Annotated in this window: 26 protein-coding genes; 13 read left to right on the top strand and 13 right to left on the bottom strand. The window is 66.1% G+C overall.

What is annotated here, in order from left to right:
* Positions 1-133: 133 nt before the first annotated feature.
* Positions 134-979, top strand: coding sequence for a MoxR family ATPase (locus GV161_RS29750; protein ID WP_152012865.1), 846 nt, complete (start codon positions 134-136; stop codon positions 977-979).
* On the opposite strand, the gene GV161_RS29745 is transcribed toward GV161_RS29750, so the two are convergent.
* Positions 954-1,730: a hypothetical protein gene (locus tag GV161_RS29745; protein ID WP_210253498.1), complete on the bottom strand. Its 777-nt coding sequence runs from the start codon at positions 1,728-1,730 to the stop codon at positions 954-956. The two genes, GV161_RS29750 and GV161_RS29745, sit on opposite strands and share 26 nt — an antisense overlap.
* On the opposite strand from GV161_RS29745, the gene GV161_RS29740 reads away from it, so the two are divergent.
* Both GV161_RS29740 and GV161_RS29735 read left to right on the top strand, forming a co-directional pair.
* Positions 1,723-2,232 (top strand): DUF2975 domain-containing protein, encoded by a 510-nt coding sequence (locus tag GV161_RS29740; protein ID WP_159650542.1) that lies wholly within the window; start codon positions 1,723-1,725, stop codon positions 2,230-2,232. The genes GV161_RS29745 and GV161_RS29740 overlap by 8 nt on opposite strands.
* Positions 2,233-2,242: 10 nt before the next feature.
* Positions 2,243-2,488 carry a helix-turn-helix transcriptional regulator gene (locus GV161_RS29735; RefSeq protein ID WP_152012862.1) on the top strand — a complete coding sequence of 82 codons (246 nt, stop codon included), beginning with the start codon at positions 2,243-2,245 and terminating at the stop codon, positions 2,486-2,488.
* A 6-nt stretch (positions 2,489-2,494) separates the two neighbouring features.
* On the opposite strand, the gene GV161_RS31000 is transcribed toward GV161_RS29735, so the two are convergent.
* Positions 2,495-3,757, bottom strand: a complete 1,263-nt coding sequence (locus GV161_RS31000) for an ABA4-like family protein (RefSeq protein ID WP_201303062.1) — start codon at positions 3,755-3,757, stop codon at positions 2,495-2,497.
* 101 nt (positions 3,758-3,858) lie between these two features.
* Between GV161_RS31000 and GV161_RS29725 the strand changes: the two genes are divergently transcribed.
* The 7 genes from GV161_RS29725 to GV161_RS29695 all read left to right on the top strand — a co-directional run bounded on the left by GV161_RS29725 (position 3,859) and on the right by GV161_RS29695 (position 12,632).
* Positions 3,859-4,563, top strand: coding sequence for a TetR/AcrR family transcriptional regulator (locus tag GV161_RS29725; RefSeq protein WP_152012861.1), 705 nt, complete (start codon positions 3,859-3,861; stop codon positions 4,561-4,563).
* A 9-nt stretch (positions 4,564-4,572) separates the two neighbouring features.
* Positions 4,573-5,100, top strand: coding sequence for a histidine phosphatase family protein (locus tag GV161_RS29720; protein ID WP_152012860.1), 528 nt, complete (start codon positions 4,573-4,575; stop codon positions 5,098-5,100).
* 13 nt (positions 5,101-5,113) lie between these two features.
* A complete protein-coding gene (locus tag GV161_RS29715; protein WP_152012859.1) occupies positions 5,114-6,562 on the top strand; it encodes a YcjX family protein in 1,449 nt (482 codons plus the stop codon).
* Positions 6,563-6,575: 13 nt separating this feature from the next.
* Positions 6,576-7,577 (top strand): TIGR01620 family protein, encoded by a 1,002-nt coding sequence (locus GV161_RS29710; RefSeq protein ID WP_152012858.1) that lies wholly within the window; start codon positions 6,576-6,578, stop codon positions 7,575-7,577.
* Between the two features lie 188 nt (positions 7,578-7,765).
* Entirely contained in the window at positions 7,766-9,169 is a 1,404-nt protein-coding gene (locus tag GV161_RS29705) for a flagellar hook-basal body complex protein (protein WP_152012857.1), read from the top strand.
* Positions 9,170-9,246: 77 nt separating this feature from the next.
* Positions 9,247-11,106, top strand: coding sequence for a flagellar hook-associated protein FlgK (gene flgK / locus GV161_RS29700; RefSeq protein ID WP_152012856.1), 1,860 nt, complete (start codon positions 9,247-9,249; stop codon positions 11,104-11,106).
* Between the two features lie 11 nt (positions 11,107-11,117).
* Entirely contained in the window at positions 11,118-12,632 is a 1,515-nt protein-coding gene (locus GV161_RS29695; protein WP_152012855.1) for a flagellar biosynthesis protein FlgL, read from the top strand.
* A gap of 88 nt (positions 12,633-12,720) precedes the next feature.
* Here GV161_RS29695 and flaF read toward each other — a convergent pair whose 3' ends face one another.
* The 9 genes from flaF to GV161_RS29650 form a co-directional block, all read right to left on the bottom strand.
* Complete coding sequence (flaF, locus tag GV161_RS29690; protein ID WP_152012854.1) at positions 12,721-13,092, bottom strand: flagellar biosynthesis regulator FlaF; 372 nt, start codon at positions 13,090-13,092, stop codon at positions 12,721-12,723.
* Positions 13,076-13,468, bottom strand: a complete 393-nt coding sequence (gene flbT, locus GV161_RS29685; RefSeq protein ID WP_152012853.1) for a flagellar biosynthesis repressor FlbT — start codon at positions 13,466-13,468, stop codon at positions 13,076-13,078. Before flbT ends, flaF begins: the two co-directional genes overlap by 17 nt.
* A gap of 136 nt (positions 13,469-13,604) precedes the next feature.
* A complete protein-coding gene (locus tag GV161_RS29680; protein WP_152012852.1) occupies positions 13,605-14,945 on the bottom strand; it encodes a flagellin in 1,341 nt (446 codons plus the stop codon).
* Positions 14,946-15,133: 188 nt separating this feature from the next.
* On the bottom strand, positions 15,134-16,462 hold the full coding sequence (locus GV161_RS29675; RefSeq protein ID WP_159650540.1) for a flagellin: 1,329 nt from the start codon (positions 16,460-16,462) through the stop codon (positions 15,134-15,136).
* Positions 16,463-16,738: 276 nt separating this feature from the next.
* Entirely contained in the window at positions 16,739-18,064 is a 1,326-nt protein-coding gene (locus GV161_RS29670) for a flagellin (RefSeq protein ID WP_152012850.1), read from the bottom strand.
* A 258-nt stretch (positions 18,065-18,322) separates the two neighbouring features.
* Entirely contained in the window at positions 18,323-18,793 is a 471-nt protein-coding gene (locus GV161_RS29665) for a hypothetical protein (RefSeq protein WP_152012849.1), read from the bottom strand.
* 244 nt (positions 18,794-19,037) lie between these two features.
* The gene (locus GV161_RS29660; RefSeq protein WP_152012848.1) at positions 19,038-19,526 is read right to left on the bottom strand and encodes a hypothetical protein; all 489 of its coding nucleotides are present in this window, start codon (positions 19,524-19,526) and stop codon (positions 19,038-19,040) included.
* Positions 19,519-19,890, bottom strand: coding sequence for a rod-binding protein (locus GV161_RS29655; protein ID WP_152012847.1), 372 nt, complete (start codon positions 19,888-19,890; stop codon positions 19,519-19,521). Before GV161_RS29655 ends, GV161_RS29660 begins: the two co-directional genes overlap by 8 nt.
* A complete protein-coding gene (locus GV161_RS29650; protein WP_152013554.1) occupies positions 19,890-20,942 on the bottom strand; it encodes a flagellar basal body P-ring protein FlgI in 1,053 nt (350 codons plus the stop codon). The genes GV161_RS29655 and GV161_RS29650 overlap by 1 nt, the downstream gene beginning before the upstream one ends.
* A 453-nt stretch (positions 20,943-21,395) precedes the next feature.
* On the opposite strand from GV161_RS29650, the gene GV161_RS29645 reads away from it, so the two are divergent.
* Positions 21,396-21,803 (top strand): flagellar assembly protein FliX, encoded by a 408-nt coding sequence (locus GV161_RS29645; protein WP_152012846.1) that lies wholly within the window; start codon positions 21,396-21,398, stop codon positions 21,801-21,803.
* Positions 21,804-21,893: 90 nt separating this feature from the next.
* Positions 21,894-22,805 (top strand): hypothetical protein, encoded by a 912-nt coding sequence (locus GV161_RS29640; RefSeq protein WP_152012845.1) that lies wholly within the window; start codon positions 21,894-21,896, stop codon positions 22,803-22,805.
* Between the two features lie 24 nt (positions 22,806-22,829).
* On the opposite strand, the gene GV161_RS29635 is transcribed toward GV161_RS29640, so the two are convergent.
* Positions 22,830-23,375: a 2,4'-dihydroxyacetophenone dioxygenase family protein gene (locus GV161_RS29635; protein ID WP_137882296.1), complete on the bottom strand. Its 546-nt coding sequence runs from the start codon at positions 23,373-23,375 to the stop codon at positions 22,830-22,832.
* Positions 23,376-23,578: 203 nt separating this feature from the next.
* Positions 23,579-24,298, bottom strand: a complete 720-nt coding sequence (locus GV161_RS29630; protein WP_152012844.1) for an SDR family oxidoreductase — start codon at positions 24,296-24,298, stop codon at positions 23,579-23,581.
* 216 nt (positions 24,299-24,514) lie between these two features.
* Here GV161_RS29630 and GV161_RS29625 point away from each other — a divergent pair, with 216 nt between their 5' ends.
* Positions 24,515-25,729, top strand: coding sequence for an NADP-dependent isocitrate dehydrogenase (locus GV161_RS29625; protein WP_152012843.1), 1,215 nt, complete (start codon positions 24,515-24,517; stop codon positions 25,727-25,729).
* Positions 25,730-25,866 lie beyond the last annotated feature (137 nt).

Genomic DNA, 25,866 nt, shown 5'->3' with positions numbered 1-25,866 from the left:
GGTAAAGCCTTGCAACACAAACCAAATCACGCGCCGGGCTGACGAAAACTTGCCCCGCCGCCGGCTGACCTCTAAGCACATTGCCATCTGCGGCGGCAGCATGGCCGCGGAGCAGCCAAATGAAGGGCCTCGCATGCGCTTTACCGGCACCGCTTCCTACGTCGCCACCGAGGATCTGACCGTCGCGGTCAATGCCGCGATCCGTCTGGAGCGGCCGCTGCTGGTCAAGGGCGAGCCCGGCACCGGCAAGACCGTGCTGGCCGAGGAGATCGCCGCTGCGCTCGGCGCGCCGCTGCTGACCTGGCACGTCAAGTCGACCACCAAGGCGCAGCAGGGACTCTACGAATACGATGCGGTCAGCCGCCTGCGCGACAGCCAGCTTGGCGACGCCCGCGTCTCCGACATCGCCAACTACATCAAGCGCGGCAAGCTCTGGGAGGCCTTCGTCTCGCCGGCCCGCCCGGTGCTGCTGATCGACGAGATCGACAAGGCCGATATCGAGTTCCCGAACGACCTCCTGCTCGAGCTCGACCGCATGGAGTTCCATGTCTACGAGACCGGCGAGACGATCAGGGCGGCGCAGCGGCCGGTGATGATCATCACCTCGAACAACGAGAAGGAATTGCCGGACGCCTTCCTGCGCCGCTGCTTCTTCCATTACATCCGCTTCCCGGATGCCGAGACGATGCAGAGAATCGTCGAGGTGCATTTCCCCGGCATCAAGAAGCGATTGATGGAGGAGGCGCTGCGCCTGTTCTTCGAGGTGCGCGAGGTGCCCGGCATCAAGAAGAAACCCTCGACCTCCGAACTGCTCGACTGGCTGAAGCTGCTCGTCGCCGACGATATCGGCCCCGAGGTGCTGCGCGAGCGCGATCCGCGCAAGCTGATCCCGCCACTGCACGGCGCGCTGCTCAAGAACGAACAGGACGTCTCGCTGTTCGAGAAGCTCGCCTTCATGGCGCGGCGGGAGAGCCGCTGAGCTTCGCCTCCGGCACAGCGTCACAAGGTGGGATCGCGGTGGCCAAATCGACCTTGGGATCGATCTCGCGGACGGCTTCCTTCAGATCGAAGTCGCGCATCAGCAGGACATAGTCCTGCGTCTCCGACGTCCTGAGATAGCCGCTCATCGCGATCGGCTTGCCCGAGAGCTCGCCGAGGCGGCAGGCCTTGTCAGCTCCCAGCGCCAGGCTGCCGCGATTGCCGCTGTTCTGCGGACCGGCGAACATCTCCTCGCGGAAGGCGCCAAGGCGCGCGGCGTCGGCCCGGCTCAGCCTGAACAGGGTGAAGCGGCGTCCCGGCGAAGCCACCGCCGGCAGCTTGGCCAGTTCGGCGGCATCACGCACCTCCTCCAGCACGACCTTGCGCTCATGGCGCCCGCCATCCTTGGGCAAGGCGACGAGCGTCATGGTGACGCCGCCGGGCAGCGTGCGGATATCAGCCGGCAGGCTGATGCCGGCGCGCAGCTGCGCGAGATCTGTGGTCTTCATGTCGATCTTCGAGAGCTTCGGCAGCGAGGTCAGCGGGACGTGGCCGCAGCCCGCGAGCAGGCCGAAAAGAAGGAGATTGGCAGGCAGGGCAGTGCGCATGGCGGCTCTCGATGAAATGGCTTTGACATTCAGAAATTCATCTCTTAGTTTAATTTTGTCAATTGCGGAGTGAAATGAAATGGCAGCCATATCGAATTCCGCCCAAGGCCGATCCGCCATGGCGAGGCTGCGCCGCGTGAGCACGGTCGCTCGCGTCCTCTGCTTTGCGGCGGCGGCGCTGATGGCCGTCGGCGCAATCTGGCTCTGGCGCGATCCCGAGCAACTCGCCGCCTATGCCCGCAGCACGATCGGCGTCAGTGCCCCGATCGGCTCGCTCTCGGAGCGCGGCTACTGGGCCGCCCTTACGATCGGCCTCGTACCTGCGGGCCTCTTCGTTGCCGCGATGTTGCGGCTCTCAAGCCTGTTCGGCCGTTTCGGCCGCGGCCAGGTGCTGGAGGAGGAGAATGCGCAACGCCTCACGCGGATCGGCTGGCTGCTGACGGCGATGGGCGTCGCGACGCCGCTGACGCGCGCGGCGCAAAGCGTGGCGCTGACCTTCGACAATCCCTCAGGCCAGAAGCAACTGGCGATCACGCTCGATCCGGGGACGTTCGGCGTGCTGGCGGCAGGGGCGGCGCTGGTCGCCTTCGGGCTGGTGCTGAAGGAGGCGGTCCGGCTGGCGGACGAGAATCAGAGTTTCGTGTAGGTGTCGGGTGATGCCGATCATCGTCGAACTTGATGTCATGCTGGCGCGCCGCAAGATGCGCTCGAAGGAACTGGCCCAGCGCATCGGGCTGACCGAGCAGCAGGTCTCGCAGCTGAAATCCGGCAAGGTCCGGGGCATGCGCTTCGATACGCTGACGCGGATCTGTGCGGTGCTCGACTGCCAGCCGGGCGACCTGCTGCGCTATGAGCCGGGCGCCGATGATCTTGTGCCCGGTTCCGATGGCGATGATGCGTGATGCCTGTCAGCCGAGCCCGAGCAGCGGGCGCGCCTGCAGCGCCGCGACGAGCGCCATCGCGGTGATGGCGGCATAGGCGGCCGAGACCGTTCCGAGCGCGACGAGCCCGGCCTTGCTCTGTCGCATTGCCAGCCAGAGAGCCACGCCGATCGCCGGCATGATCTGCAAAGCGTGCAGGCCGAGGAAATGCGCGATGCGCAAATCCCCGATCGCGAGCGACCAGCCGAAGATCGGGAGCGTCCGGTGATCGACCGGCACGACGCCGACATAGTGCCCGCTGGCGCTGGAGCCGAGCAGGGCGCCGCTCAGCAGGCCGAAGACGCAGGTGAGGGCAAGGCCGGCGACCAGCGCCCAGCGCACGACCTGCGGCATGGGAGCGGCGTCGCGACGGGCGAGCCCATAGGCGAGGAAGCCGGGCGCGATCGTGAACATCACCGCACCGACGCCCATCAGCGTGTAGAGCCAGACACCGAGCGCGCTGTCGCTGTTGTAGTGCGAGGCCTCCACACGCGAGGCGCGCCAGGCGATGTAGAGCACTTCAAGCAAGATCGGCACGATCACCGGCCAGACCATGTAGCGCCCGAGCCAGGAGGCGCGGAAGCGGTCGCTCGCGAGCGGCAGGAACAGCGCCAGCGTCAGCAGGTAGAAGGCGACCGAGATCTCGAATTTCAGCGGCTTGATCCAGGTATCGACGCCCTGGAACTGCCTGATGTCGATCAGCCAGGCGAACACGGTTGGCACCGCCAGAGCGAACATGGCGAAGGCCGCCGCGGTGAGACGCGGCTCCAGCTCGAGATCAGGCAACCAGGTGGGAAGGCGGGCTTGCAGGCGGGCGATGCGATCCTCGCGCGCCAGGCGAAAGCAGGCTTCCAGCAGCAGATAGGTCAGGAGGCCGACCGGGCCGAACAGGAAGGTCAGCAGGAGCACGGGCAACATCAGCCAGTGCGGCATTGCTTCCGCTTGCGAGCGGCGCAGGATCCAGTTGCCGAGGAAAAGATCGAAGGCGAGATAATGCACCCAGCCGGCGAGCAGCAGCGGCTTCGAGGCGAACAGGGCCGCAACCGAATCGAGCGAGGAGAAGCCGCCCTTGGCGTCGTGCCAGTGAACGGCGATCAAAACGGCATAGCCGAGCGAAAGCAGGGCCGGGATGATCCAGCCGGCCAGTGCCGCCGAGATGCCGCGCCAGCGCGGCAGCAGGATCAAGGCGGCCCAGCCGAGCATGGCGAGTTGGCCGGCCCGGGTGAAGGCGTCGTCCAAGCTGAGAGGCATCATGCGCTCCAATCTTGACGCTGTTCAGTTGCGGCTCTGCCCTATTGCGTTATCTTGACGCCGTCAAGTTTGATGGCGGCGGCGTGCGGGCAGGGCGTGCGATGGATACCAAGGTTGGCAAGCGAGGCGGCTATCATCATGGCGACCTGCGCCAGGCGATGATCGACGCGGCCGAGGCGGTGCTGGCCGAGAAGGGCGTCGGCGGCTTCACCCTGCGCGAATGTGCCCGCCGGGCCGGCGTGTCACCGGCGGCGCCGGCGCATCATTTCGGCAATCTCGTCGGCCTCCTGACCGCGATCGCGACGCTCGGCTTCGACGATCTGTCCGAGAGCATGGAAGAAGCTGTCGCGAAGGCCAAGGCGGCTGGCGGGGACCGGCTGGCGGCGATCTGCGAGGCTTATCTCGCCGTCGCATTGACCAGGCCCGGCCGCTTCCGAGTCGTCTTCGGGCGGCTCGGCCTGAGGAGCGGGGACGACGATCTGCGTCGCGCCGGCATCCGCGCCTTCGGTATCCTGGTCCGCGAGACCAAGCTGGCGCTGGGGCGAGAGGTCGACGCCGATGTGCTGACGCGGCTGCCGTCGAGCTATGGCGGCGATGCCGATCTCGCCGAGATTCTCTTCGTCTGGTCGATCACCCATGGCTTCTCGACCATGCTGATCGACGGCCAGCTCGCGCCGCTGGAAATGCAGCCGGGCGGGCGCGAGCGGCTGATCGCGCTGTATTCGGGGCGGCTGATGGAGATGCTGCTCGCCGCAGTACGGGCTTCCCCGCCCAAGCCACTCGCAAATCCCGCCAGCCATGGTTAGATGGCGGCCATGCGCCGCCTCATGCTTCTGCGCCATGCCAAATCGGCCTGGCCCGCCAACACCGCCGATCGCGACCGGCCGCTCGCCACGCGTGGACGCGAAGCCGCCCCGGTCATGGGGCGTTATCTCGCCGAGGAGCTGCTGCTGCCGGATCTCGTCCTGATCTCGCCGGCCAAGCGCACGGCCGAGACCTGGGAGCTGGTCAAGCCGATGCTGCCGGAGAAGCCGCCGACCCATTACGAGCCGCGCATCTACGAGGCCAAGCCCGAGCGCCTGCTCAACGTGGTGCAGGAGACGGACCCTGGCGTTCGCACGCTCCTGATGATCGGCCACAATCCCGGCTTCGAGGAACTCGCCGCCAAGCTCGCCGGCCATGGCGACCGCTATGCGGCAGCGCGGATGGCGCAGAAATACCCGACCTGCGGGCTTGCCGTGATCGATTTTGCCATCGAGGACTGGCGCGATCTCGTGGCGCAAGGCGGCCGGCTCGACCGCTTCGTCACGCCGGGCTCGCTCGGCGAAGGGCCCGACGAATGATGCGGATCGCCTGATGGCGTCCGGCTCCTATCTCGACGAGGCGCGCAATGCCGCGCTCGCTTTCGGCGACAGCCTGCTCGGGCTGGCGCGGCCGCGCCTGCGCATCGGCGTCACCGGCCTGTCGCGCTCAGGGAAAACGGTCTTCACGACCGCGCTGATCCAGAACCTGGTCGAGGGCGCCAAGCTGCCGGTGCTGAAAGCTTCGGCGGAAGGGCGGATCGCCCGTGTCCGGCTGGTGCCGCAGCCCGATCCCGAGATACCGCGCTTTCCCTATGAGGCGCATCGCGCCGCACTCTCGGGACCGGATCGGCGCTGGCCGGAATCGACGCGCCGCATCTCGGAGCTTCGGATCGAGATCGATTACGAGCGCGCCGAGGGCTGGTTCAAGGGACCGGCGACGCTGACCCTCGATATCGTCGACTATCCCGGCGAATGGCTGCTCGATCTCGCGCTGATCGGGCAGGACTATGCCAACTGGTCGGCGCAGGCGGTGGCGGATGCGCGCAAGGCGCACCGGCTCGCCATCGCAGCGCCCTGGCTCGACGATCTCGGGCAGCGCGATCCGGCCGGGCCAGCGGACGAACTCGCGGCGGAAGCGGCGAGCGACGTGTTCAAGGCCTATCTCGCCGCCCTGCGCGCCGATCCGGAGTCGGTGGCGGTGACCCCGCCCGGGCGCTTCCTGATGCCGGGCGATCTCGAGGGCTCGCCGGCCCTGACCTTCGCGCCGCTCGATCTGCCGCCGGGCGTGCAGCCGCAGCCCGGCACGCTCGCCGGACTGATGGCCGAGCGCTTCGAAGCCTATAAGCGCATCGTGGTCGGGCCGTTCTTTCGCGAGCATTTCGCAAGGCTCGACCGGCAGATCGTGCTGGTCGACGCGCTGGCGGCGCTCGATGCCGGTCCGGCTGCGCTGGCCGACCTCGAAACCGCGCTCGGCCAGGCGCTCTCGGCCTTCGCCGTCGGCCGCAACAGCCTGTTGTCGAGCCTGTTCGCGCCGCGGATCGAGAAGGTGCTGTTCGCCGCGACCAAGGCCGATCATCTGCACCATACCAGCCACGACCGGCTCGCCGGGGTGATGTCGCATCTGGTCGCCCGGGCCGCTGCGCAGGCGCAAGGGGCGGGGGCCAAGGTCGAGGCGATGGCCTTCGCCGCGATACGCGCCACCCGCGAGGTCCGCATCCGCGAGGGCCGCGAGGAGCTGCCCGCGATTGCCGGCGTGCCCGAGGCCGGCGAAATGGTCGATGGCGAGGTCTTCGATGGTCAGACGGAAGCGGCGATCTTCCCTGGCGACCTGCCGGAGCGGCCCGGCGCGATCTTCGATTCCAGCGCGCCGCGCTGGCATGTCAGAGCGCCGCGTTTCCGGCCGCCTCTGGTCAAGCCGGATGCCGGTGGGCGCCTTGCACCGCCGCCGCAGATCCGCCTCGACCGCGCGCTCGAATTCCTGATCGGCGACAGGCTGGCGTGAAGGAGGGCTCAGCATGAGCAAGGCGCCGCGCGCGATCCGCCTCGACCCGCAGGACAGCTCCTCCGACGATGCCGTCTTTGGCGGGCGCGGCGATGTCGCCGTCGTGCCGGAGGTCGAGCCGATCGAGCCGGAAGCCGCTCCGGTTCCGCAGCCGAGGCGTCGCCGCTTCAGCTGGGGCAGCCTGTTCGTCGCGGCGCTGTCGGGGCTGCTGGCGCTCTCCGTCACGGTCTGGGCGGAGCAGACGATTCGTTGGCTGCTCGCCCTCAATCCGGCCGTCGGCATCGCGGCGCTGGTCTGCGCCGGCGTTGCGGCTCTGGCGCTGTTGGTCATGCTGCTGCGCGTGCTGCGCGACATCCTGCGCGAGCGGCGGGTCGAGGCGCTGCGCGAGCGCGCCGTCGCGGCGCTCTCCGAGAGCGATCTCGCCAAGGCGCGCACCGTCGCGACAGAACTCGACAAGCTCTATGCCGGCCGGCCCGAGACGGCGAAGGGCAGGGCGGAGCTGACCCTACATACGCCACAGCTGCTCGCTGCCCGCGACCTGCTCACCGTTGCCGAGCGCAGCCTGCTCGCACCGCTGGATGCGCTCGCGCAGGCACAAGTGGCGCAGGCGGCGCGGCGGGTCTCGCTGGTCACTGCGGTCAGCCCGCGGGCGCTGGTCGACGTCGTCTTCGTGCTCGTCGCCTGTGCCCGGCTGCTGCGGACGATCGCGACGATCTATGCCGGCCGGCCCGGGACGCTCGGGCTGTTCAGATTGGCGCGGCAGGTGCTCGGCCATCTCGTCGTCACCGGCGGCATGGCGGCGGGCGATGCAGTGATCCAGCAGGTGCTCGGCCAGGGGCTGGCGGCGCGGCTTTCGGCGAAGCTCGGCGAGGGCGTGCTCAACGGATTGCTGACCGCCCGGATCGGGCTCGCGGCCATCGCGGTCTGCCGGCCGCTGCCCTTTATCGAGGAGACGCCGCCGGGACTGTCTGATGTCGCCGGCGATCTCTCCGGCTGGGGCGGCAAGGACAGTTGAGCCCGGCAGAATTTGCCGGTAGCGGACGAATCTGCCCGGTCGGAATCGTCCGGAAACCTTTCGAAAACCATCCAAGCTCTTGAAATATCTCAGGCATGGCCGTGGCACAGGCCGTGCAAACTCAGCCTCGGTTCGACATGCCGCCCATGGGGGGCGCTGTCCAGGTCAGGTGACCAGGTGAGGTTGCGATGGGTGTTTTCAGTGCGCTGACGACGGCGGTGACGGGCATGCAGGCCCAGTCCTATGCCCTCGAGAATATCTCCGGCAACATCGCGAACTCGCGCACCGCCGGCTTCAAGCGGGTCGATACCAGCTTCTCCGACCTGGTGCCGGATTCGGCGCTGAACCGGCAGGTCGCCGGCTCGGTCGCCTCCTATAGCCGCGCCACCAACACGATCCAGGGCGACCTCAACGCGACGCGTATCGACACCAACGCCGCGATCAATGGCGACGGCTTCTTCGTCGTCGATCAGCGCAAGAGCGGCGTCGGGGCTTCGACCCAATTCTCCAACAGCAATCTCTATACCCGCCGCGGCGATTTCGACTTCGACGCTGACGGCTACCTCGTCAATGGCGCCGGCTACTACCTCAAGGGCCAGAAGATCGACCCCGTCACCGGCCAGATTATCGGCAGCCAGCCCGATGTGCTGCGCATCACCAAGGATCAGTTCCCGGCCAAGGCGACGACCCAGATCGAATACAGCGCCAACATCCCGGCCTATCCGAAGACGAACAGCGCCGTTTCGACGACACCCGGCTCCGAGCTCCTGAATGCAGGTACGGGCTTCGGCACCAACCCCAGCACGACCGCGTCGGGCGGTACCGGCACGGTGGTGGGCAGCGACCTGACCACCTTCCTCAACCGCTCGATCCCCGGCGGCTCGGTCACGGTCTACGATACGCTCGGCAAGGCAACCAGCGTCGAGCTGCGCTGGGCCAAGGTCAGCAATGCCGCTGGCGCCACCCCCGACACCTGGAACCTGTTCATCGCCGAAAACACCGGCGCGACCGGTGCGACCGTCGCCTACCGCAACGTCAACACTGACATCACCTTCGACAACACCGGCAAGATGACGGCGCCGGCCAGCGGCAACATCACAATCCCGCCCATGACCATCGGCGGAAACGCCATCTCGCCCGCCACCGCGCCAATCAGCATCGTCACCAACGGCACCAGCCTGACCCAGAACGGCGATACCAGCGGCCAGATCGACGCCCGCAGCATCCGCCAGAACGGCTACACCGCCGGCACGCTCGACCGGGTCTCGATCTCGAACGAGGGCCAGGTGATCGGTACCTTCAGCAACGGCCAGGTCGTGCCGCTGGCGCAGATCGCGGTCGCCCGCTTCAACGCAGGCAATGCGCTGAAGCGTCTCGATGGCGGCGCCTTCGAGGAGACGATCGAGTCGGGCGCTCCGATCGTCGGCCTCGGCACCGCGGCGCTGATCGGCGGCAATGTCGAGCAGTCCAACACCGACATCGCCGACGAGTTCTCGAAGATGATCGTCACCCAGCAGGCCTATTCGGCCAACACCAAGGTGATCTCGACGGCGCAGGAGATGCTGCGCGACGTCTTCAACATCATCCGCTGAGCGCTGAAAGCAGCCTGGCCTGACGGCCCAGAAGGGCCGGGCCAAAGAACAAGAGCCAAAGACGACAGGAGTTGACGATGGGTCTCAACACCGCACTCGGCACTTCGATTTCCGGGCTGAACAGCGCCCAGATCGGCATCGGCGTCGTCTCGCAGAACGTCGCCAATGCCGGCACGCCGGGCTATGTCCGGCGCAATGTCTCGAGCGTCGACTCGATCAGCGGCGGCACTGTCGGGGTCAGCAATCCCAACGTCCAGCGGCTGCTCGACCGCATCGTCCAGCACCAGCTTCTGCAGGAGAGCTCGGGCGCGTCCTATACCTCGACCCGCGCCCAGGTCTTCGCCAATCTCGACCAGCTCTATGGTGCTCCTGGCAGCAAGACGGCGCTGGACTCGATGTACAGCACCTTCACCAATTCGTTGCAGGCGCTGCAGAACGACCCGTCCTCCTACACCAACCGCACCGCCGTGCTCGATGCGGCGAGCCAGCTCGCCAACCGGCTGCGCGGGCTGTCGGATGGCGTCCAGCAGCAGCGCTCACAGGCCGAGGCCGGCATCGGCTCGGGGGTCACACGCGTCAACGAGCTGCTCGACCAGCTGACCAACGTCAATGCGCGGATCGTCAACGCCCAGCAGACCTCTGGCACGGCGGATCTGCGCGACCAGCGCGACCGCATCGTTTCCGAGCTCTCGCAATACGTCGAGATCCGCACCGACGAGCGGCCGAACGGCTCGCTCAGCATCACCACCGCCTCGGGGACGCAGCTCTTCGACGGCCGCCCGACGGTCAAGTTCGAGGTCGACGCGCGCGCCAATATCGGGCCGCAATCGCAATGGAGCAGCGACCCGACCAAGCGGACTGTCGGCACGATCGTCGCCCGAGACCTGAACGGCAACGCCTTCGACGCGATCGCCAACAACACCTTCCGCTCCGGCGAGATCGGTGCGCTGGTCGAACTGCGCGACAAGACGCTGGTGAAGGCACAGGCGCAGCTCGACGAGATCGCCGCCCAGCTCTCCAGCGCGCTGTCGGATCGCGAGATTGCCGGCACAGCGGTCACGGCCGGCGGCTTCAACGGCTTCGACGTCGACCTCAGCGGGCTGGCTGCCGGCAATTCGGTGACGCTGGACTACAAGATCCCGCCCAGCGGGCAGACGCAGCGCTTCACCTTCGTGCGCGTCGACTCGGCGACGTCGCTGCCCTTGCCCGCCTCGGCCCAGGGCGATGCCAACAACCGCGTCATCGGCATCGACTTCTCCGGCGGCCCGGCCTCGGTCGCGACGCAGATCCAGGCAGCCGTCGGCGCCGGCTTCACCGTGTCCAACACCGGTTCGACGCTGCGCGTGGTCGGCAGCGCGACGCGCGACGTCGCCGGACTGACCGCGCGCCCGACCCAGACCTCGCTGACCGGCGGCACGGCCGAGATGCCGTTCTTCGTCGATGCCGGGCGCAACAATGCCGCCTATACCGGCTCCTATGAGGGTGGGGCGCAGGCGGTTGGCTTCGCCTCGCGCATCGCCGTCAATCCGGATCTGGTCGCCGACCGCTCGCGGCTCGTCATCTACAATACCAGCCCGGCGACGCCGCAGGGCGACGTGACCCGGCCGAAATTCCTCTACGACCGGCTGACCTCGAGCCAGCGCAGCTTCACCAATGCGACCGGCTTCGACGGCTCGACCGCGACCTCGACCGGCACGGTTTCCAGCCTGGTCCAGCGCGTCGTCGCCGGGCAGGGCCAGGCGAGCGAGCAGGCCAAGCGCCTCGACGAGGGTCAGCAGGTCGCCTTCTCCTCGGTGCAAAGCCGTTTCCTCGAGGACACCAAGGTCAATGTCGATCAGGAAATGTCGACGCTGATCGAGTTGCAGAGCGCCTACGCCGCCAACGCACGCGTCATCTCCACCGTCAAGGAGTTGCTCGACGTGCTGATGAGACTGTGAGGAGATAGTCGATGACCATCACCCCGACCGGTACCGGCGCCTACCGCCTCGCCAATCCCAACCAGTTCGTCTCGATGCGCGGCCAGCTCGAGGATCTGCAGCGGCAGCTCGCGACGCAGAAGAAGTCGCAGACCTTTGCCGGCCTCGGCATGGATCGCGGCACCAGCCTCGACCTCAACAACAAGCTCTCGACGCTCGACGGCTATCTGACCGGCATCCAGCGCTCGGACGTCAATCTCAAGCTGATGACCAAGGCGGTCGAGAATTTCACCAAGCTCGCCGGCGAGACACGGGCCGATGCCCGGCCGGACAGCTATGTCGAGACCTCGACCGGGCGCACCTCGCCGCAGGTGCTGGCCGAGGAAAAGTTCAAGCAGACGCTCGATCTGCTGAATTCGCAGGTGAATGGCCGCTACCTGTTTTCTGGCCGCACCTCCGATGTCGAGCCGGTGGTGGACTATTCGCTGATCATGGATGGCGATGCCACTCATGCCGGCCTGAAGCAGCTGATCTCCGAGCGCAAGCAGGCCGATATCGGCGCCGGCGGCATGGGCCGGCTCGTCACCGGCGGCGCCGGCACCAACGCGACGATCGCCGAGGAGGCGGCCGGACTGCCCTATGGCTTCAAGCTGACCGGCGCCTCCAGCAGCACCGCGGCGATGACCACGGCCTATAATGCCGGGCCGCCGGCCGATATCGCCGTCAATGTCGCCGCGCAGCCGCAACCGGGCGATACGTTGAAATTTGCGCTGAAGCTGCCCGACGGGACGACAGAGGAAATCACCCTGACGGCGCGTGCAGCGGGCACGACTGGCGACCCGGCCGAAGGCTTCGTCATCGGGGCGGACGCCAATGCGACCGCCGCGAACCTGCGGACTGCGATCGGCGCGGCACTGTCGCGTGAGGCGAAGACCTCACTGTCGGCGGCGTCGGCCCAGGTCGCAGCCAAGGATTTCTTCGCGGGCAGCAAGAGCAATCCGCCGCTCCGGGTGCCCGGACCGCCCTTCGACACCGCAACCGCTGCGCCGGCGCCGGGGACGGCCGCCAATACGGTGATCTGGTATCAGGGCGATGATGCCGCCGGCTCCGCCAGGGCGACGTCGAACGTCCAGGTCGACCAGGGCCAGCAAGTGGCGGCAGGCGCCCGCGCCAACGAAGAAGCCTTCCGCACCGGACTGGCGCAGTTCGCGATCATGGCGGCCGAGACCTTCCCGGCGAGCGATCCGAATTCGAAGCTGGCCTACGGTGCGATGACCGAGCGCGTGCGCAGCACCATCGGCTTCCCGACCGGGACGCAGGCGCCGTCTGAGATCATCGTCGAGCTCGGCTCGGCCCAGACCGCGATGGCGCAGGCCAAGGAGCGGCACACCGCGACCAAGGACTATCTGAGCACGACGCTCTCGGGCGTCGAGGACATCACCAAGGAGGAGGTGGCGATGCAGATCCTGGCGCTGCAGACCACTCTGCAGGCGAGCTACCAGACCACCTCCATGCTGCAGCAACTGCGCCTGACGAATTATCTCTGAGGCCGTTGCCCAGGGCCCCGAAACAGGAAACGGCCCGGATCGCTCCGGGCCGTTTTCTTTCGTGTTCCGAATTGTCGCCCGGGGGCGCTCAGCGGCCCCGCAGGCCGGCGGCGATGTCGCGGTTGATGTTGACGAGGATGCCGATCGCGGCCGGCTCCGGCGCCGCGGCGATCTGGAACGTCCGGTTGAAGATGAAGTTCGCGAGGCCGAGGATGTTGCGCTTGATCTCGACGGGCAGCGGGTTGTCCTCGGCGATCACCGCCGAGACCAGAAGGGTCCAGAGCTTGCGGTTATAGGCCAGGGCTGCGTCGAGTTCGCCGGAACGGGCGGCCCAGTCATCGACGATCATCTGGAGACGGGCGCCCGCCTTGAGCAGCAGGCCGGCTTCGAGTTCACGCGGTGACTGGACGTTCTGTGCCGTCTTCGACGCCGCGGCGTAGGCATTAAACCCGCTTTGCATGCTCGAGCAGTTCCGCCTCGTAAGAGATCAGCTTCTTGGCAGCCTTGAGAGCTTTGTAGAGCTCACCGCTTAAGATGCAGTTATTGATTTCGGACATATGCGGCAAAGCGCTTGGCGCGGCCTGCATGAAGTCGCGCACGAGCTGGAAGTAGACCTCATGCTCCGCCGTCGGATCGCCGGCGAGATACATCAGCTGGATCGCGAGGTAGATCTTCTTGGCTGGCGTGTCGGCGCTGGCCGCGGTGAGGATGTCCTTCTCGCGCAGGATCGGCGCCTCGCCCTCGATGAAGAAGCGCGTGCGCTGCTCGTCGTTGCGGATGACGACCGAGCCGATGATGATGCGCTCGTTCGGCTTGAGCTCGACCTTGAGGGCCATGTCTATCCCGCCTTCTGGCTAGGCATCGGACCGAAACGTGGAGTCCACTTTTCGAAAGAATCCGATGCGGCAACAATATGTAGATCGTCGTGACCGCGTCCGTCCGGACGCGCGATGATCGACGAGGGGAGAGGCGTCAGCCGAACAGGCGCAGCACGCCCTGGTCGGCCTGGTTGGCGAGCGAGAGGGCGGTCTGCGAGAGCTGCTGGCGCGTGTTGAGCGCGAGCAGGCTGGCGCCCTCCTCGTTCGGATCGGCCAGGACGAGGTTGCCCGCGCCGGTGATCAGGACGTTGGAGAGTTCCTTGGTGAAGTCCTGGCGGGCCTGGGCGACCGAGAGGTTCGAGCCGAGCGTCGAGGCCAGCGACTTCAGCGAGCTCAGTGAGCTCGTCAGCGCGGCGGTCGCCTTCTCAAGATCCATGTCGTTCTGGAAGTTGATGAAGCCGGCGAGCTGCGTGTTGATCGCGCGCGGGATGCCGAGATTGTCAGAGGTGATGTTCGAACCCTGGATGTCGAGCTTGGTCTGGTTGCGGCCGGTCTTCTCATTGAAGACGATCGAGAGGCGGTCGCCCGAGAGCAGGTTGATGCCGTTATAGCTCGAATCCTTGGCGAGATCGTCGATCTTGTCGCGCAGGTCGTTGAACTGGTCGATCAGGTTCGAGCGCACTGCCGAGGTGATGTTCGACGAGGTGATGGTCGAAGTGGCCACATCAGCGTCGCCGGCGGCGAAGTTGATCGCGGCGTTGCTGTTGGTGCCGGCGACCTGCGCCGCGGTGATGGCGGCCGGGCCGGCGTTGCCGACGCCGAAGCCGAATTCGACGGTCTGGGAGCCCTTGCCCTTGACGTTGAGTTGGCCCTTCTCGTCGACGAATGCCGTGACGAGGCCCGACTTGTTGATCTCGTTGACGATGTCGCGAACCGTAGTCGTCGCCGTCAGCGCGAAGCTCGCCTCATAGGTGTCCGAGCCGACGGTGATCGAGAAGGCGGCATTGGTGTTTGTGGTCGTGTTGATGCCGAGATGACCGGGCGAGGTGGCGGTCGCTGCTGCGGGAGCGGCCGCTCCGGGCGCCCCGATCAGCTTGTCGAGTGCCACATCCTTCAAGCTTTTGCTGGTCACCGCGGTTTCGGCGGCGTTCGCCAGGGCGCCGCCGGCCTTGGTCGGGCGGTTCTGGGCCGCGTCGGCCTGAGCCTGTTTCACCGTGGACTGCAGTGACTGGACCAGCTTGGTGATGCCGTCGATGCCCTTGGATGCAGCCTGAATGGTCTGGATGCCATTCGAGATGCCGTCGAGCAGGCCGGTGAGCTGACTGGATCGATCGTTCAGCGAAACGGAGGTGAAGTAATTGACCGGGTTGTCGATCGCGGAGTTGACCTTGCGGCCGGTCGCGAGGCGGTTCTGGATCACGCCCTGCTGAGCCGTGGTCTGCTGAAGGGTCAGCAGGTTGTTGCGGACGCCGTTCGACAGGATGGTGTTGGCCATTTCAGGTCCCTCAGACAGCGCACTTCGGCGCTCAGCCAGCTTGCTCGGGACCGACAATCCTTTGTTAAGGCTAATAAACGGTTAATGGCGCCGACAGGCGCAAACGAAAAGCGGCGGAGCCATGGGCTCCGCCGCTCTTTTGCTTCGTCCCGCGTTCTGCGGGATGATCCGCTCCTGCGGACCGAAGATCAGCCGAGGAGACGCAGGACGCCCTGGTCAGCCTGGTTGGCGAGCGAGAGCGCCTGCTGCGAGAGCTGCTGACGGGTCTGCAGCGCGAGCAGGGAGGCGGCTTCCTGGTTGAGGTCGGCGTTGACGAGGCTGTCGGCGCCGGTGGTCAGGACGTTCGCCATGTCCTTGGTGAAGTCCTGCCGGGTCTGGACGACCGAGAGGTTGGCGCCGAAGGTCGAGGAGAGCGACTTCAGCGAGGTCAGCGCGCCGGTCAGCGACTTGGTGGCGGCTTCCAGATCGGAGTCGTTCTGGAAGTTGACGGAGCCGGCGAGCTGGGTGTTGCCAGCCTTGACGAGGCCGAGGTTGTCGGAGGTCAGCTGGGTGCCCTGCACGTCAAGCTTGGTCTGGTTCTTGCCGGTCTTCTCGTTGAAGACGACCGACAGACGGTCACCGCCGAGCAGGTTGATGCCGTTGAAGCCGGCATCCTTGGCGAGATCGTCGATCTTGTTGCGCAGGTCGTTGTACTGGTCGATCAGGTTCGAGCGAACTGCCGAGGTGACGGTCGGGCCCTTGATCGCGGTCGCTGCGACGGCGTCAGCGGGGAGGAAGTTGATTGCTGCGTTGCTCGTTCCGGTCTGAGCAGCAGTGATGGCAGCGGCGCCGCCTGCAGCGGCGCCGACGCCGAATTCGAGATCCTCCGAGCCGGTGCCCTTGACGTTGAGCTGGCCCTTCTCGTCGACGAAGGCGGTGGCGATGCCCGACTTGTTGATCTCATTGACGAGATCGCGCACCGTCGCACCCGCTGCGGCGAACGACGCCTCATAGGTGGTGGAGCCGGCCGTCAACGAGATGCCGATATCCGTGTTGGCGACGAGGATGCCGAGGTCGCCGGCGCTGGTCGCCGTCGCGGTGTCCGCACCGACCGCGCCGACGGCGCTGTCGGCCAAGCGCTTGTCGAGAGCGATGTCCTTGAGGCTCTTGCTGGTGAGGGCGACTTCAGCCTGGGTGGCGAGAGCGCCACCGGCCTTGGTCGGGCGGTTCTGAGCCGCATCGGCCTGGGCCTGCTTGACCGTCGACTGCAGCGAGCTGACCAGCTTGGTGATGCCGTCGATGCCCTTGGAGGCAGCCTGAATGGTCTGGATGCCGTTCGAGATGCCGTCGAGCAGGCCGGTGAGCTGGCTCGAGCGATCATTCAGCGAAGCGGCGGTGAAGAAGTTGACCGGGCTGTCGATCGCGGAGTTGACCTTCTTGCCGGTGGCGAGACGGTTCTGGATCTGCGAGGACTGAGCGGCGGTCGACTGCAGCGTCGAGAGGTTGTTGCGGACGCCGGCAGAGAGAGAAACGGCCATAATTCGATACCTTCCTGGTATGGTGCCTTCTGGCAGCGCGACCATTCTGGCCGCGACCGAGAGACCATGGGGCCGATCCCGTAACGAGTGGTAAATCCGAGCCCGCGAATTGCTCGGAAATTGGGCGAAGTCCCGACGTGGTTAATGGATGTGGAACAGCGCGCGCGTGGTGGAGATCCGGGCTCCCCGCAAACGAAAAGCGGCGGAGCCATGGGCTCCGCCGCTCTTTTGCTTCGTCCCGCGTTCTGCGGGTGATCCGCTCCTGCGGACCGAAGATCAGCCGAGGAGACGCAGGACGCCCTGGTCGGCCTGGTTGGCGAGGGAGAGCGCCTGCTGCGAGAGCTGCTGACGGGTCTGCAGCGCGAGCAGGGAGGCGGCTTCCTGGTTGAGGTCGGCGTTGACGAGGTTGTCGGCGCCGCTGGTCAGGACGTTCGCCATGTCCTTGGTGAAGTCCTGCCGGGTCTGGACGACCGAGAGGCTCGCACCGAAGGTCGAGGAGAGCGACTTCAGCGAGGTCAGCGCGCCGGTCAGCGACTTGGTCGCGGCTTCCAGATCGGAGTCGTTCTGGAAGTTGACGGAGCCGGCGAGCTGGGTGTTGCCAGCCTGGATGATGCCGAGGTTGTCGGAGTTCAGCTGGGTGCCCTGCACGTCGAGCTTGGTCTGGTTCTTGCCGGTCTTCTCGTTGAAGACGACCGACAGACGGTCACCGCCGAGCAGGTTGATGCCGTTGAAGCCGGCATCCTTGGCGAGATCGTCGATCTTGTTGCGCAGGTCGTTGTACTGGTCGATCAGGTTCGAGCGCGTGGCCGACGTGATGGACTGGCCCTTGATGCCGGTACCCGCCACGTTGTCCGTCGCCAGGAAATTGATCTTGGCGTTGCTGTTGCCGGCACCGGCGGCGGCGGCCTGCGAGGTCGTGGCGTCAGTGCCGACGCCGAAGCCGAACTGGACTTCTTCCGAGCCGGTGCCCTTGATGTTGAGCTGGCCCTTCTCGTCGACGAAGGCGGTGGCGACACCCGACTTGTTGATCTCGTTGACGAGATCGCGAACCGTCGTGGTGGTGGCGTCGAAGCTCGCAGTGTAGGTCGTGGAGCCCGACTTCAGGAACACGGCAGCCGTGTTGTTGGTCGTCGTGTCGATGCCGATGTCACCGGCCGAGGTGGCGGTGGCAGCGTCAGCAACGGCATCCGCGCCGCCGATCTTCTTGTCGAGGGCGATGTCCTTCAGGCTCTTGCTGGTGGCGGTGACTTCCGCCGCGTTCGCCAGAGCCCCGCCGGCCTTGGTCGGGCGGTTCTGAGCCGCATCGGCCTGGGCCTGCTTGATCGTCGACTGCAGCGAACCGACGAGCTTGGTGATGCCGTCGATGCCCTTGGAGGCAGCCTGGATGGTCTGAATGCCGTTCGAGATGCCGTCGAGCAGGCCGGTGAGCTGGCTCGAGCGATCATTCAGCGAGGCGGCAGTGAAGAAGTTGACCGGGCTGTCGATCGCGGAGTTGACCTTCTTGCCGGTGGCGAGACGGTTCTGGATCTGCGAGGACTGGGCAGCGGTCGATTGCAGCGTCGCAAGGTTATTGCGAACGCCGGCAGAGAGAGAGACGGCCATTTTATAATACCTTCCTGGTATGGTGCCTTCTGGCGTCGAGACCGTTCTGGCCGCGACCGAGCGAGAATGCGGCCGATTTCGTAATGAGGGATGAATCCAAGCCGGCGAATTGCCCATGATTTGGGCGAAGTCGCGAACTAGTTAACGAGCGTAAAATATTGCTGCGCCGAGGCTGCTGCAGCCTGGCTTTGCCTGCACGAACGAAAAACGCCGCCGGCGAAGGCCGGCGGCGTCAAGAGGAGAGGGCGGTCGGCAGGCTCAGGCGAGCCGCTCGACCTCGTGGCTGCGAGGAGCTTCCGCCTCACGGTTGCGCTCGATGATCTCGCGCGACCAGATGCGCAGCTTCAACAGCGTCTCGTCTGGGAGCTGCTCGACCACTTCGCCGGTGTCGCGATTGGTCTTGCGCAGGATGACGCTGCGCGTCTTCGGCTCGATGTCGAGACGCCGCTCGATCACGTCGCGCAATTCCTGCTGGCGGCGCTGCTCGTCGAAGCGGCGCTGCTGGGTCGCCTCGTCCTGCGTGCTCTGCTGGCGCTGCGCATCGGAGCGACGCTCTTCGGCACGGGCGCGGATGTCGAGCTGGACCGGCTCGCCGGCCGCAACCGAGCGCACGGTCTTCTCCGGGGGGAGCTCGACCGGCGTCGCGCCGTTCTGGACGGAAATATCGGTGCGTATCGTCGCCTGGACGGCACCGGTCGCGAACGTCTTGGGTGTCGCGCCGAAATCCATTCTGGACTCCTCTCGCAAAGGCGGACTTCTTCCAAGCCTGCGAAGATGCGGCAGAGAGTTGAATCTGCCGTTAGAGAAATTGGTAAATTGCAATGCGTTTTGCGCATTTCCTGCGCTTCGACAGCGTTAATGCGGCTTAGGTCGAGTCTCGGCTCAGATTAACCATGCAGTTGTCGACCTGCGGTGAGTTCCTGATCTGGATGTGCCGCAAGTGCTCGGGTGTTTCTTCTTACGGGCGCAGGTCTCACAGACTCTTCGAAATCACCAGCGGGCCGGCATTGGGCCGGGCGAAGACTCCGGCACCGACGGTCGCGGTCGGTCCGTAGCCGGGCGCCCTGTTCTGCTTGTTGGTGTCGACGGCCAGGTCACGCATGATCGATTCCGAGATCGCCCGCGCCGTCGCCAGCACGGTCTGGTTGAGGTCGATCAGCTCCTGGAAGGCGAGATGGGCGCTCTTCAGGCGCTTGACCCTCTCCGGGGCGAAGCGGGCGAGCGCGACCGCGTTCAGTTTCACCTGCTCGACGCCCTTCATATAGACGCCGGCGAGCTCGGCCTTGCGCGCCTCGCGCTCCATCGCATCCTTGAGGCGCCCGGCCTTGACCAGCCCGGTCTCCTCGCCGACGACATGGGAGAGCGCGCTCAGCGTCTCCATCACGGTCTCGATCAGGCGTTCTGCCTCGCCGGCGTTCGAGACGCGCGGGCGTTCGTCGACGACGCGCATCCGCTCAAGCATTGCCGGCTCCCGCCGAGGTGCTGGCCGACTTGCCGGCCGAAGCCTGGACCTGGATCAGGTCGCGCATGATCTGGTCGGAGAGGCCGACGCCGCCGGATTTCTGGATCTGCTTGGCATATTCCTGCGTCAGCATCGAACGCCAGACGTCGCCGCCGGTGCCGTTCTCGCCGAGCGGGCCTTCGGTCCCGCTCGAGCTCATCATGGTCTGGGTGAAGTTCTCGAGGAAGACGGTCTCGAAATCGTCGGCGGTCTTCTTCGCCTTGGTGTTCTGCGTGGAGCTGAGCGCGTCGGCGATGCCGCCGGCCAGCTTGGTGGCGGCGCCGATGGCGAGCTTGGCGGCAGGAGCGGCGAGGAGGGCACTCATTACATTACCTCGATGTCGGCTTGCAGCGCGCCGGCTGCCTTGATGGCTTGCAGGATGGAGAGCAGGTCGCGCGGGCCGATGCCGAGCGCATTCAGCCCGTCGACCAGCTCGCGCAGAGTGACGCTCTCCTTGACGAGGGCGAGCTTGTTGTTGCCCTCGGTGTCGACCTTGACGTTGCTGCGCGGGACGACGACGGTCCGGCCGTTACCGAACTCGTTGGGCTGGCTGACCTGCGGCTCCTCCGAGATCGTCACCGTCAGGTTGCCCTGGGCGACGGCGACGGTGGAGACGCGGACATCCTTGCCCATCACGATGATGCCGGAACGCTCGTCGATGACGACGCGGGCACCCTGATCGGGCTCGACCCGGAGCTGCTCGATATCGGTGAGCAGGCGGATCATGTTGCCCTGGAAGCGCGGCGGGATCTGCAGCGCCACGGTCGACGGGTCGGTCGGCTCGGCCGAGTCGCCGCCGATGAAGTCGTTGATCGCGGCGGCGATGCGGCGGGCGGTGGTGAGGTCGGGATTGCGCAGCGACAGGCGCAGCGTCTTCAGCTTGTTCAGGGCGAAGTCGATCTCGCGCTCGACCAGGCCGCCATTGGCGATGCGCCCGACGGTCGGCACGCCGCGGGTGATCTTGGCGGCGTCCGCCTCGGCCGAGAAGCCAGCGATCGCCACCGGGCCCTGCGAGACGGCGTAGACCTCGCCATCGGCGCCGAGCAGCGGGGTCGCGAGCAGCGTACCGCCCTGCAGCGACTTGGCATCGCCCAGCGCCGAGACGGTGACGTCGAGGCGCGTGCCCTGGACGGCGAAAGGCGGCAGATTGGCTGTGATCATCACCGCCGCGACATTGGCGGTGCGCATGCTGGCGCCGCGGGTGTTGACGCCGAGGCGCTCCAGCATCGCCTGCAGCGACTGCTTGGTGAACGGCGCGTTGTTGAGTGTGTCGCCGGTGCCGTTGAGGCCGACGACGATGCCGTAGCCGAGGATCTGGTTGCTGCGCACGCCCTCGATCGAGGCGAGGTCCTTGATGCGCGAGAGCGCGGTGCCCATGCCGCCGCTGCCGGCGAAGGCGGTACGCGAGACGCCGGCCTCGGCCGCGCCGTTGCGCGTCGGAGCGTGGCTGCTGACGCCATTGCCGCCACGGCTCGGCGGGGCCGCCGGAGCAAGATCAGCCGCCATCGCGGCGCCGGCCAGCAGCAAGGCTGCGAGCGGCGTCAGCAAATGGTGGAGGCGGAAGGGGCGAGGCATTTGGCACCGGTTGAATCTGATGTCGCCACGCCGTTGCGAAGAGCGTGCCAATTCGAGAGAAAGCGAAAACGCTTTTTAATCAGGATTTTAGAGATGAGCGGCCTGATTGCTCAGGGAAGGGTGGCCGGTGCAAAGCTGCCGCCCCGGCAAATCCTGCCGGGTGGTTTACCGCTCGTTAACCACGTTGCCGGCACAAGGAAGTGGGTCGGGCAGCGTTCGTGCAGCGCCTTTTCAGGCCGACCTTGCGAGAGCGTGATGATCCGCATCGACCAGCGCAGCCCGATCTCCTCGACCACGTCGACCAGTCGCAGCGGCACGACCGGCGGCTCGAACTTCCGCCTGCCGGCGCGCGAGAGCGCTGGTGCAGCACAGGGCGGGGCCGTCAGCCATGCCGGCTCGCTCGACGGGCTGCTCGCGGTTCAGGCCGAGGAGGACGGGCAGGAGCGCAAGCGGCGCCAGGCCCGGCGCGGCCACGATCTGCTCGACGGGCTCGACCGGCTCAAGGCTGCCCTGCTTTCCGGGCGCGTCTCGCCGGCCGAACTCGAGCGGCTGAAGGCGATGCTGTCAGCGCGGCGTGAGGCGACCGACGATCCGCGCCTCGACGAGGTCCTCGCCCATATCGAATTGCGCGCCGCAGTCGAGCTGGCGAAGCTCGGGCGCTGACGCCGGCGCAGGGCGCCTTCAAAAAAGCCGAAACACAGTCATGCATCTCCGCGTTTGCCGGGGCGTTCCAGCACGTCGGAGTTGCAGCCTATGGATATCGTCTGGATCGGCCCGCGCGCGGCCCGCATCGTATTGATGGCGTGGCTGGGACTACTCCCAGCCGCCTTGGCGCCCAGCCCTGCCCAAGCGCAGAGCCGTGGGGCAGAGCGCTTCGAGAAGGCCGGCCCTTACGAGGTCGGCACGATCGAAAAGCCGCTGTGCTGCGACAGCAAAGGCAACGGCGTCGAGGTCTACCTGCCGCGTGCAAGACGTGCCGGCGAGATCTTCCCGATCGTGACCTGGGGCAACGGCACTTGGGCAAAGCCGGAGAAGTACGCCTTCCTGCTGCGGCATCTGGCGTCCTGGGGGATAATCGTGGTCGCGACGCGCGATTCCAGTGTCGGCACCGGCGAAACGCTGCTCGATGCGCTCGCACTGCTCGAGCGGAGCGAACTGGCGCCGCTGGCGGATCGCAGGCGCATCGCTGCGATCGGGCATTCGCAGGGCGCTTCGGGCGCCTTCAACGCGACAGCGGCGACGTCTTCGCAGATTGGCACCACCATCCTGATCGACCTGCCTGGCCGCCGCCTGTGCAACAAAGAACATTGCGCGGCGATCCCGACGGGTCTGCAGGAGAAGCAATCGATCCTGTTCCTGTCCGGCGAGAACGACCCGCTGTCGTCGCCCGAGATGATCGACGGCTATTTCAGCGAGGTTCCGGCCGGGCGCCTGCGCGCCAAGGCTGCGGTGGCCGGCGCCGATCACAACGACATCCAGGGCCAGCCGGGCTGCCAGCTCTTCGCCATCGGGTGCCGGACCGGCATCGGCGCCTTCCTGCCCTATGTCACCGCCTGGCTGCGCTGGCAGCTCGCAAGCGACAAGGCGGCAGCGGCTGTCTTTACTGGAAAGGCCGCGCCGTTCGTGCGTGATCCGCAGCTGATCGACGCGGTGATCGGCCGTTGAGGGCTGATTTGCAGAGCGGCCCGATCAGCGGATGAACTGGTCGGCGTAGTCTGCTCCGAGCCCGTTGGTGGCGTAATGCGCCCGGCATTTGTCGAGCCGGGTGAAGACGTCATCATAGCCGAGGCATTTGCCGTCGGGGTCGACATAGATCATCGCGCCATTGACCTGGAACATGGTGATCATCTCCTCGACATCGGGGTCAACCACCAGCGTATGGGTCTCGCCGGGCGCCTCGTAGACATAGGAGCCCTCTGTCGCGGTCCAGTCATGTTCGAGATAGCGCCACTTTCCCCGTAGCACATAACCATGGACGGGCTGGGGATGGCGGTGGCGCGAGAGCACGCCGGCGCGGCGCACGCGCAGCAGATTCATCCAGTAGCCGCGCGTCACTGACAGGCAGAGCGGCCGGAACCAGACATTGTCGTCGACCGGTACCCAGACGCGCTCATCCTCCGGGATGACGTTCGGCACGATCAATTCCGGCGGGGAATCTTTCGGCTGCGGATGCCGATAGGGGGTCCAGCGCTCTTCGGTGCTGACCTGGACGGGGACCGGGCTGACCTTGTTCATCGCTGTTTCCTCCGGTTGAGCTTCTGATTCAGCTGGCTGGGCGGTCGATTCAGGAAACGCTGCCAGATCGTTGATGTTTCTAGATCACGATGATTTTGGATCGGATCGATCCAAAATCATAAAACGTGATCGATTCTAAGAGTTTAGAGCAGGATTTCTGCGAAAAACCGGTTTCCACTTTTTCGCATCCTGCTCTAGGTCTTTCAGACCGCGAGATAGCCGCCGTCGACCGGCAGGATCGTGCCGGTGATGAAGCGGGCGGCATCCGAGAGCAGGAACAGCACCGCGCCGCCGACATCGCCCGGCTCGCCCCAGCGGTTCATCGGGGTGCGCGACAGGATCGGGGCGGAGCGGGCGGCATCTTCGACGAGCGGTCTGGTCAACTCGGTCGCGATCCAGCCGGGCGCGACCGCGTTGACGCGGATGCCGTCCGGCGCCCAGGCAGCGGCGAGCGATTTGGTCAACTGGCCGACGCCGCCCTTCGAGGCGGCATAGCCCGGCGCATAGGCCGAGCCGTGGAAGGTCAGCATCGAGGCGGTGTTGACGATCGCGCCCTTGGCCTGGGCGAGCTTGTCCTTCGCCGCCAGGCACATGCGCATCGAGCCGGAGAGATTGACCTCGACCGTCAGTCGGAAGGCCTCGATCTCGAACTCCTTGCCGCCGCGCTGGATCATGCCGGCGCAGTTCACCAGCGCGTCGATACGTTGGCAGCCAGCGATGATCGCCGCGACCTGCGCATCGCTGGTGACGTCGAGCCGGGCATGGCGGATCGCGGCATGGGCGGGCGACGCCGCAACCTCGTCCTCGGTGAGGCCGGTGGCGAGGACCTGGTAGCCGGCCTCGGCAAGTGCGAGCGCGGCGCCGGCGCCGATGCCACGGGTGCCACCGGTTACGAGGGCGAAGGGAGAAGATGAGCTTGTCATGGCTCCAATCTAAATCGGTTCGCAGCGTTGCCAACTGCGTTGGCCGGCGGGGCGCCCTGCGTTGACACGCTCACCGCCGCAGCAGCCACCAGCCCGTTGCCCAAAAGGCCGGCTTCCCCCTGGCAGCGGAACCCGCTAGGAAGCGCGCGGGCCGGTGGTGGCGCTCTGCTGCTGCCTGCAATCGTTCCAGACTGACCAGAGCAGGGGTCGCATCACATGAGCAAGATCAAGGTCGCCAACCCGGTCGTCGACATGGACGGCGACGAGATGACCCGCATCATCTGGCAGCATATCAAGGACAAGCTGATCTTCCCGTATCTCGACCTTGAGCTCGATTATTTCGACCTCTCGGTCCAGAACCGCGATGCCACCGACGACCAGGTCACGATCGACGCCGCCAACGCCACCAAGAAGCATGGCGTCGCGGTCAAGTGCGCCACGATCACGCCGGATGAGGCGCGCGTGACGGAGTTCAACCTCAAGTCGATGTGGAAGAGCCCGAACGGCACGATCCGCAACATCCTCGGCGGCGTGATCTTCCGCGAGCCGATCATCTGCAAGAATGTGCCGCGTCTGGTTCCCGGCTGGACCCAGCCGATCGTCATCGGCCGCCATGCCTATGGCGACCAGTATCGCGCCACCGACTTCAAGTTCCCCGGCAAGGGCACGCTCTCGATCAAGTTCGTCGGCGAGGACGGCAACGTCATCGAGAAGGAGGTCTTCAAGGCCCCGGACGCCGGTGTCGCCATGGCGATGTACAATCTCGACGACTCGATCCGCGATTTCGCCCGCGCTTCGCTGAACTACGGCTTGCTCCGCAAGTACCCGGTCTATCTCTCGACCAAGAACACCATCCTCAAGACCTATGACGGGCGCTTCAAGGACATCTTCCAGGAGATTTACGACGCCGAGTTCAAGGCGGAGTTCGACAAGCTCGGCATCACCTATGAGCACCGTCTGATCGACGACATGGTGGCGTCGGCGATGAAGTGGTCGGGTGGCTATGTCTGGGCCTGCAAGAACTACGATGGCGACGTGCAGTCGGACACGGTGGCGCAGGGCTTCGGCTCGCTCGGCCTGATGACCTCGGTGCTGATGACGCCGGACGGCAAGACCGTCGAGGCCGAGGCCGCCCACGGCACGGTGACCCGCCACTACCGTGAGCACCAGAAGGGCAAGGAGACCTCGACCAACTCGATCGCCTCGATCTTCGCCTGGACCCGCGGCCTGTCGCACCGCGCCAAGCTCGACAACAATGCCGAGCTCGCCAAGTTCGCGCAGCTGCTGGAGAAGGTCACGGTCGACACCGTCGAGGCTGGCGACATGACCAAGGACCTGGCGCTGCTGGTCGGCCCCGACCAGAAGTTCCTCTCGACCACCGGCTTCCTCGACAAGGTCAGCGACAACCTGCGCAAGGCGATGAGCGCGTAAGCGGCGCTAGCCCGGTTGCAAAAAGAGAAGCCCGGCCGTTCTGGCCGGGCTTTTTTGTTGCGCGCAAGCGGCGCCCGCTTCCGGGCGCAACTGCGTGCATCTCCAGGATCCGGTCCGGCGAGATCTGGCGTATGCCG

Origin of the sequence: Bosea sp. 29B (assembly GCF_902506165.1) — a bacterium.
Classification (GTDB): domain Bacteria; phylum Pseudomonadota; class Alphaproteobacteria; order Rhizobiales; family Beijerinckiaceae; genus Allobosea.
The sequence above is the reverse complement of the archived record's forward strand: the minus strand, read 5'-3'. Positions and strand labels throughout refer to the sequence as shown.

Excerpts from the sequence above, each read along its gene's own strand:
- GV161_RS29715 (WP_152012859.1), top strand. The coding sequence starts at position 5,114 with ATGGCGTCCGGCTCCTATCTCGACGAGGCGCGCAATGCCGCGCTCGCT.
- GV161_RS29725 (WP_152012861.1), top strand. The coding sequence starts at position 3,859 with ATGGATACCAAGGTTGGCAAGCGAGGCGGCTATCATCATGGCGACCTG.
- GV161_RS29710 (WP_152012858.1), top strand. The coding sequence starts at position 6,576 with ATGAGCAAGGCGCCGCGCGCGATCCGCCTCGACCCGCAGGACAGCTCC.
- GV161_RS29750 (WP_152012865.1), top strand. The coding sequence starts at position 134 with ATGCGCTTTACCGGCACCGCTTCCTACGTCGCCACCGAGGATCTGACC.
- GV161_RS29735 (WP_152012862.1), top strand. The coding sequence starts at position 2,243 with ATGCCGATCATCGTCGAACTTGATGTCATGCTGGCGCGCCGCAAGATG.
- GV161_RS29720 (WP_152012860.1), top strand. The coding sequence starts at position 4,573 with ATGCGCCGCCTCATGCTTCTGCGCCATGCCAAATCGGCCTGGCCCGCC.
- GV161_RS29630 (WP_152012844.1), bottom strand. The coding sequence starts at position 24,298 with ATGACAAGCTCATCTTCTCCCTTCGCCCTCGTAACCGGTGGCACCCGT.
- GV161_RS29695 (WP_152012855.1), top strand. The coding sequence starts at position 11,118 with ATGACCATCACCCCGACCGGTACCGGCGCCTACCGCCTCGCCAATCCC.
- GV161_RS29655 (WP_152012847.1), bottom strand. The coding sequence starts at position 19,890 with ATGAGTGCCCTCCTCGCCGCTCCTGCCGCCAAGCTCGCCATCGGCGCC.
- GV161_RS29680 (WP_152012852.1), bottom strand. The coding sequence starts at position 14,945 with ATGGCCAACACCATCCTGTCGAACGGCGTCCGCAACAACCTGCTGACC.
- GV161_RS29660 (WP_152012848.1), bottom strand. The coding sequence starts at position 19,526 with ATGCTTGAGCGGATGCGCGTCGTCGACGAACGCCCGCGCGTCTCGAAC.
- GV161_RS29670 (WP_152012850.1), bottom strand. The coding sequence starts at position 18,064 with ATGGCCGTCTCTCTCTCTGCCGGCGTTCGCAATAACCTTGCGACGCTG.
- flaF (WP_152012854.1), bottom strand. The coding sequence starts at position 13,092 with ATGCAAAGCGGGTTTAATGCCTACGCCGCGGCGTCGAAGACGGCACAG.
- GV161_RS29640 (WP_152012845.1), top strand. The coding sequence starts at position 21,894 with ATGGATATCGTCTGGATCGGCCCGCGCGCGGCCCGCATCGTATTGATG.
- GV161_RS29625 (WP_152012843.1), top strand. The coding sequence starts at position 24,515 with ATGAGCAAGATCAAGGTCGCCAACCCGGTCGTCGACATGGACGGCGAC.
- GV161_RS29675 (WP_159650540.1), bottom strand. The coding sequence starts at position 16,462 with ATGGCCGTTTCTCTCTCTGCCGGCGTCCGCAACAACCTCTCGACGCTG.
- GV161_RS29635 (WP_137882296.1), bottom strand. The coding sequence starts at position 23,375 with ATGAACAAGGTCAGCCCGGTCCCCGTCCAGGTCAGCACCGAAGAGCGC.
- GV161_RS29665 (WP_152012849.1), bottom strand. The coding sequence starts at position 18,793 with ATGGATTTCGGCGCGACACCCAAGACGTTCGCGACCGGTGCCGTCCAG.
- GV161_RS29650 (WP_152013554.1), bottom strand. The coding sequence starts at position 20,942 with ATGGGCACCGCGCTCTCGCGCATCAAGGACCTCGCCTCGATCGAGGGC.
- GV161_RS29645 (WP_152012846.1), top strand. The coding sequence starts at position 21,396 with ATGATCCGCATCGACCAGCGCAGCCCGATCTCCTCGACCACGTCGACC.
- flgK (WP_152012856.1), top strand. The coding sequence starts at position 9,247 with ATGGGTCTCAACACCGCACTCGGCACTTCGATTTCCGGGCTGAACAGC.
- GV161_RS29705 (WP_152012857.1), top strand. The coding sequence starts at position 7,766 with ATGGGTGTTTTCAGTGCGCTGACGACGGCGGTGACGGGCATGCAGGCC.
- GV161_RS31000 (WP_201303062.1), bottom strand. The coding sequence starts at position 3,757 with ATGCCTCTCAGCTTGGACGACGCCTTCACCCGGGCCGGCCAACTCGCC.
- flbT (WP_152012853.1), bottom strand. The coding sequence starts at position 13,468 with ATGGCCCTCAAGGTCGAGCTCAAGCCGAACGAGCGCATCATCATCGGC.